The sequence below is a fragment of the Microcoleus sp. Pol11C3 genome, assembly GCF_036701485.1.
Lineage (GTDB): Bacteria > Cyanobacteriota > Cyanobacteriia > Cyanobacteriales > Microcoleaceae > Microcoleus.
The window spans coordinates 1-3959 of the sequence record NZ_JAUBQW010000243.1 but is presented as its reverse complement, the minus strand read 5'-3'; the positions used below and the strand labels follow the sequence as shown (position 1 = coordinate 3959).

General features: G+C 48.0%; 6 protein-coding genes and 2 pseudogenes. 1 reads left to right on the top strand and 7 read right to left on the bottom strand.

The features are described 5' to 3' along the window. Positions 1-67: 67 nt before the first annotated feature. From QUA40_RS27980 to QUA40_RS27965, 4 genes are all read right to left on the bottom strand, one after another. On the bottom strand, positions 68-292 hold the full coding sequence (locus QUA40_RS27980) for an acyltransferase family protein (protein ID WP_333131867.1): 225 nt from the start codon (positions 290-292) through the stop codon (positions 68-70). A 354-nt stretch (positions 293-646) separates the two neighbouring features. Then, on the bottom strand, positions 647-1333 hold the full coding sequence (locus tag QUA40_RS27975; RefSeq protein ID WP_333131865.1) for a DivIVA domain-containing protein: 687 nt from the start codon (positions 1331-1333) through the stop codon (positions 647-649). Next, the gene (gene coaD, locus QUA40_RS27970; protein WP_333131863.1) at positions 1216-1794 is read right to left on the bottom strand and encodes a pantetheine-phosphate adenylyltransferase; all 579 of its coding nucleotides are present in this window, start codon (positions 1792-1794) and stop codon (positions 1216-1218) included. Before coaD ends, QUA40_RS27975 begins: the two co-directional genes overlap by 118 nt. A gap of 136 nt (positions 1795-1930) precedes the next feature. Further along, entirely contained in the window at positions 1931-2767 is an 837-nt protein-coding gene (locus tag QUA40_RS27965) for a M15 family metallopeptidase (RefSeq protein WP_333131861.1), read from the bottom strand. 55 nt (positions 2768-2822) lie between these two features. Between QUA40_RS27965 and QUA40_RS27960 the strand changes: the two genes are divergently transcribed. Further along, positions 2823-2966, top strand: coding sequence for a hypothetical protein (locus QUA40_RS27960; protein ID WP_333131859.1), 144 nt, complete (start codon positions 2823-2825; stop codon positions 2964-2966). Between the two features lie 26 nt (positions 2967-2992). On the opposite strand, the pseudogene QUA40_RS27955 reads toward QUA40_RS27960, so the two are convergent. The 3 genes and pseudogenes from QUA40_RS27955 to QUA40_RS27945 form a co-directional block, all read right to left on the bottom strand. Beyond that, positions 2993-3145, bottom strand: a pseudogene (locus QUA40_RS27955) (helix-turn-helix domain-containing protein); the annotation flags it as partial. 69 nt (positions 3146-3214) lie between these two features. Then, entirely contained in the window at positions 3215-3577 is a 363-nt protein-coding gene (locus tag QUA40_RS27950; RefSeq protein ID WP_333131857.1) for a transcriptional regulator, read from the bottom strand. Further along, positions 3561-3875 (bottom strand): annotated as a pseudogene (locus QUA40_RS27945) (type II toxin-antitoxin system RelE/ParE family toxin). Before QUA40_RS27945 ends, QUA40_RS27950 begins: the two are co-directional and overlap by 17 nt. Between the last annotated feature and the right edge of the window lie 84 nt (positions 3876-3959).

Here is a 3959-nt window from a genome sequence, read left to right as displayed (position 1 = left end):
TACATCAGCAAATATTTGGAATTGGTTTACTCACTGCTGTTATTGTACCTCACCTTTGTAAGAAATGCTATACCAATGCGGGATTATTTTGATTTTCCAGTTTGTTTGTGAGAAAAAAGCCGCTCAGCAGTAAAAATGCAGGTACGCAGAACAGTTGAAATGTATCGATCGCGACAAATAAAATTCTGCGATCGCTAAATGTGAAGAACCCAGCATGAGTAATCACCACACTGACGATCGCTAAAGCTCGGATCAAATCAAATTCAGCGAACCGATTAGAAACTTTTTGCATCGTAAAAATTAGATTGTAAAAATTTGAATCAAATTAGGAATTTTTTGTCTGATACTAAATCCCGGTTTGCTACCCCTTTTATCATTCGGCAGTTGAAACCGCTGCATAGAGTCAAACGAAGTCCGAGCAAAGGGGGACTAAGAGATAGAGGGGGTCTTTAAGCCGGATTTGGTATGAGAAGTACAATAGCATAAAAGGTTATATTTGCTTTTCTATTCACAAAACTTATCTCGTCAAAAAAAAGTCACCGAGTGCTGGGATTGAGGAATAAAGACTAAAAAGACTATTGCGAAAAAAAATCTACCTAATTTAGGTAGACTTTTAGAAATGTTCAAGCATTGAGTTAACTGTTGGCTAACCGTTGGTGTGATGGATGTGGGACGCAGAAACACTATCCAACCGATCGCGCCCGTTGCGGATCACGCGCAGCATATCGCTCAGCTTGTGCTCGATATTATCGAGCACTTGGTCGGCATAATCGTCTGCTCCGTTTTGAATTTCCTCGCATTCAGCCATCGCCCTCACTCTCATCTCTTCCAATTCCTCTTGAGCCTGGTAGCGAATTTGTTCCACTTCCGCCAGCGTCGCCTGCTGAATTGCCTCGCAGTCGAGCAAAACTTGCTGTCGCAACTGATCTGCCTCTATCTTCGCCTGCTGGAGCAGGCCCATATCGTTTAAAATTTCTGCTGCTCGTTGTTCTGCGGCTTCTATCACTTCCTGAGCGTAAAGTTCCGCCTCTTGAAGCAAGTCGTCCTTGTGTCGGATGATCGTCTCGGCTTCCCCAAAGGCGATCGGCAAATTTAGCCTCACCAAGTCTAACTGATCGAGCAACTGTTCTTCATCCACCAGAGTGCGTCTGGTCATAGGAATTCGCGGGCTGTCGAGAACAATTTCCTCAAGCCGGTTCAATTCCCGCTGGATGTCTACTCCTGCGGTTCGGGTGGGGTCTCCGAAGGCGGCTGTGTTCTGAGGTGATTCGTTCTCAGTGGGGAGACCGGTACTGTCGGGTTCGATGCGAGTTGGTTCCTGCTGGCGTAACATTTGTAAATATCTAGGGCGACGTGTTTCGGAACAAGATGATCTACGGAGCCACCAAACTTGGCTATTTCTTTAACTACACTACTACTTAAAAAGCTGTACTCGTTAGAAGTTGCCAAAAAAACTGTTTCAATTTCGCCCAGAAGGGTTTTATTGGTGTGGGCCATCTGGAGTTCCATTTCAAAATCTGTTAATACCCGGAGCCCCCGCAGCAGCACTTTGGCTTGTCGAATCTTAGCATAGTTTACTGTCAAACCTTCAAAACTGTCTACTTCTACGTTTGGCAAGTGTTGGGTAGAGCGCAGGATCTGCTCGATCCGTTCCTCTACGGTGAATAGAGGAGTTTTGCTGGGGTTTCTGACTACGGTAACAATTACCCGGTCAAACAGTTTAGATCCCCGCTCGATAATGTCTGCGTGACCGAAGGTAATGGGGTCAAAGCTGCCTGGATAGATTGCAATCACGAGTTTGGCTCAACGGAGTGGGAGAGTGGAGAAGTGGGGGAATGGGAGAGTGGGTAGAGTGGGGCAGGGGGAGAGTGGGAGAGTGGCAAAGCCGGAGATGTGGAAAATCTTCCTTCTTCCTTCTTCCTTCTTGCCTCTACTTTTTCATGGAATGAGCTTTGTAGAAAGTTTCGAGGCTTTGCTTGTCGCCCACAAACCGCCAGTGCCAAGGCTCGTAACTGACGCCTTGGCGATTGTTTTTGGGGAAGGACATTTCAAAGCTGAAGGCGACGGCGTTGGCTTCTAACCACTTAAATGCTTGGGTATTTTCAAAACTGGGGCTGAGGTTGGTATCCGGGGCGCTGCCGTCGCCGATGTCGATCGCATAACCTGTGTGGTGTTCGCTGTAACCTGGAGGCGCGCTGACTTCGGCTCGCTTGCTGGCGTTTTGCCTGCGCTCGGCTTTCACGTCAAAAAATACGTGCTGTTGGTCTTCGAGGGAGCGAAAGCCTGATAGGGGAGCGAAGTAGATGCCTGAAGCCGCTGCGGCGTTGGCCATTTCCTGATATTTTGCTGCTGCTGAGGTGCGGAGTTTGATGCTACCGTCGGGGGTGACGCCTACCAAGTCTTTGGCTGGTGCTTCTGAGTACGGTAAGTGTCCCAGCAGGTTGTCTGGGGTTGCGGTGGCGGTGCCGGTTTTTGAGTTGGTACCTGGACTCGCGGCCGCTCCTGACGGCGAACTAACGGGTGCTGGGTTTTGTTGAGTTTGCTCTGCCTGACTGGTGGCTGGGAACAAGTTAAAGTTGAGGTGCAGCCAGATGCTGACCCCACAGGCTAATGCGGCCAACCCTAGCAGTTTCCAAATCAGCCCTTTTTTCTTGGACTGACTCTGGCCTGCTTCTGGGTATGGGTGGTCTCGCACTGCTTCTGGAATTTCGTCGGCGACAAGCTCCGAGGCTTGCGGGGGTTTTCTTGACAGACTAGCGTTATCCAAGCCAGCTCCACTCCTGCACTTCAATAAGGCTCAACGTTAAAAATTGTAGACCGATATGGGCGATCGAACAGCTACAATTGCCGCTGAGAATATATCATCTCTTTCTGACCTCGCCGCGTCCCATCCGCCAACTCTCGCATTTGTTGCTTGGGCCCACACTCGATCGTCCCTGCGAGGTCGCACTGGTTGGCGCTGGTAGCGCTGGTTTATTTTAAGTGTAATTTGTTACTGTTGGACAAAATCCCACAATTCTGCGATCGACACATCATCAAATATCCGCGCCAATTTTAGCAGAGCACCGATGTCAGTCATTGCCATACCGGGTGATCGGGCATAACTTTTAATAGTATTGTAGGATACCCCGGAGCGCTCGGCTACTTCCTTTAGCGATCGGGCTTCGAGCGCCGTTAAGGTCTAATTAGTAGCTTAAAGCTCGATCGACCAAAATCAAACATTACCAACTTCCGCCAACTCAGTAGCACTAACAGAATCTTCCTCTTCCCCTTTCTCCCCTTCATCAATCACAACAGATAACTTCAATCCCACAGCCTTCAGCCAACTTCCCAAAGCATAAATTGTCGCACTTCCTTCTCCCGACAACAAAACCTCTAATTTTTCCAAATGCAATGAGGCATCCTCTGCAGACATATTTGGTTCGCCAAGAGCCTCAAATACATTTCTAAGTGAGAGTTCCAGCAAACCCGGTTCAGGCTCTTCGTCTTCCAAATGCGCTGTTAGATAAGTCGCAGCGTGTATTTTATCCTTGAGCGCTTCTATCAGATAGCCCTGGTAACTATCGCTCGTTGGCATTTTCGGGTTCTCCATATTCTTTCCAATACTCCTGAGCTTTGCGGATATCTTGTTCTTGAGTGCTTTTATCCCCACCGCAGAGAAGAAGAACTATTGTTGACCCCAATTGTCCGAAGTACACGCGATACCCAGGCCCAAAGTCAATTTTCAATTCGCATACTCCTTCCCCAACAGACTTGCTGTTTCCTAAATTCCCCAAGCGAACTCGGTCAAGCCTTTGCTCAATTTTAACTACCGCATTCAAATCCCGCAGGGAACTAAGTCACTCTGCAAAATGATTTTTACCGTTTGGGGTAATATAACGCCCATTGGTGACAAGTTAAGAAGAGCGATAGAAAGTCAAGAGGGACTTTCTTAACAAGCTCAAACGTGTGAAACTCAG

Bases quoted from the DNA above. Each gene is read 5' to 3' on its own strand.
- QUA40_RS27950 (WP_333131857.1), bottom strand. From the start codon at position 3,577: ATGCCAACGAGCGATAGTTACCAGGGCTATCTGATAGAAGCGCTCAAG.
- QUA40_RS27980 (WP_333131867.1), bottom strand. From the start codon at position 292: ATGCAAAAAGTTTCTAATCGGTTCGCTGAATTTGATTTGATCCGAGCT.
- QUA40_RS27960 (WP_333131859.1), top strand. From the start codon at position 2,823: ATGGGCGATCGAACAGCTACAATTGCCGCTGAGAATATATCATCTCTT.
- QUA40_RS27975 (WP_333131865.1), bottom strand. From the start codon at position 1,333: ATGTTACGCCAGCAGGAACCAACTCGCATCGAACCCGACAGTACCGGT.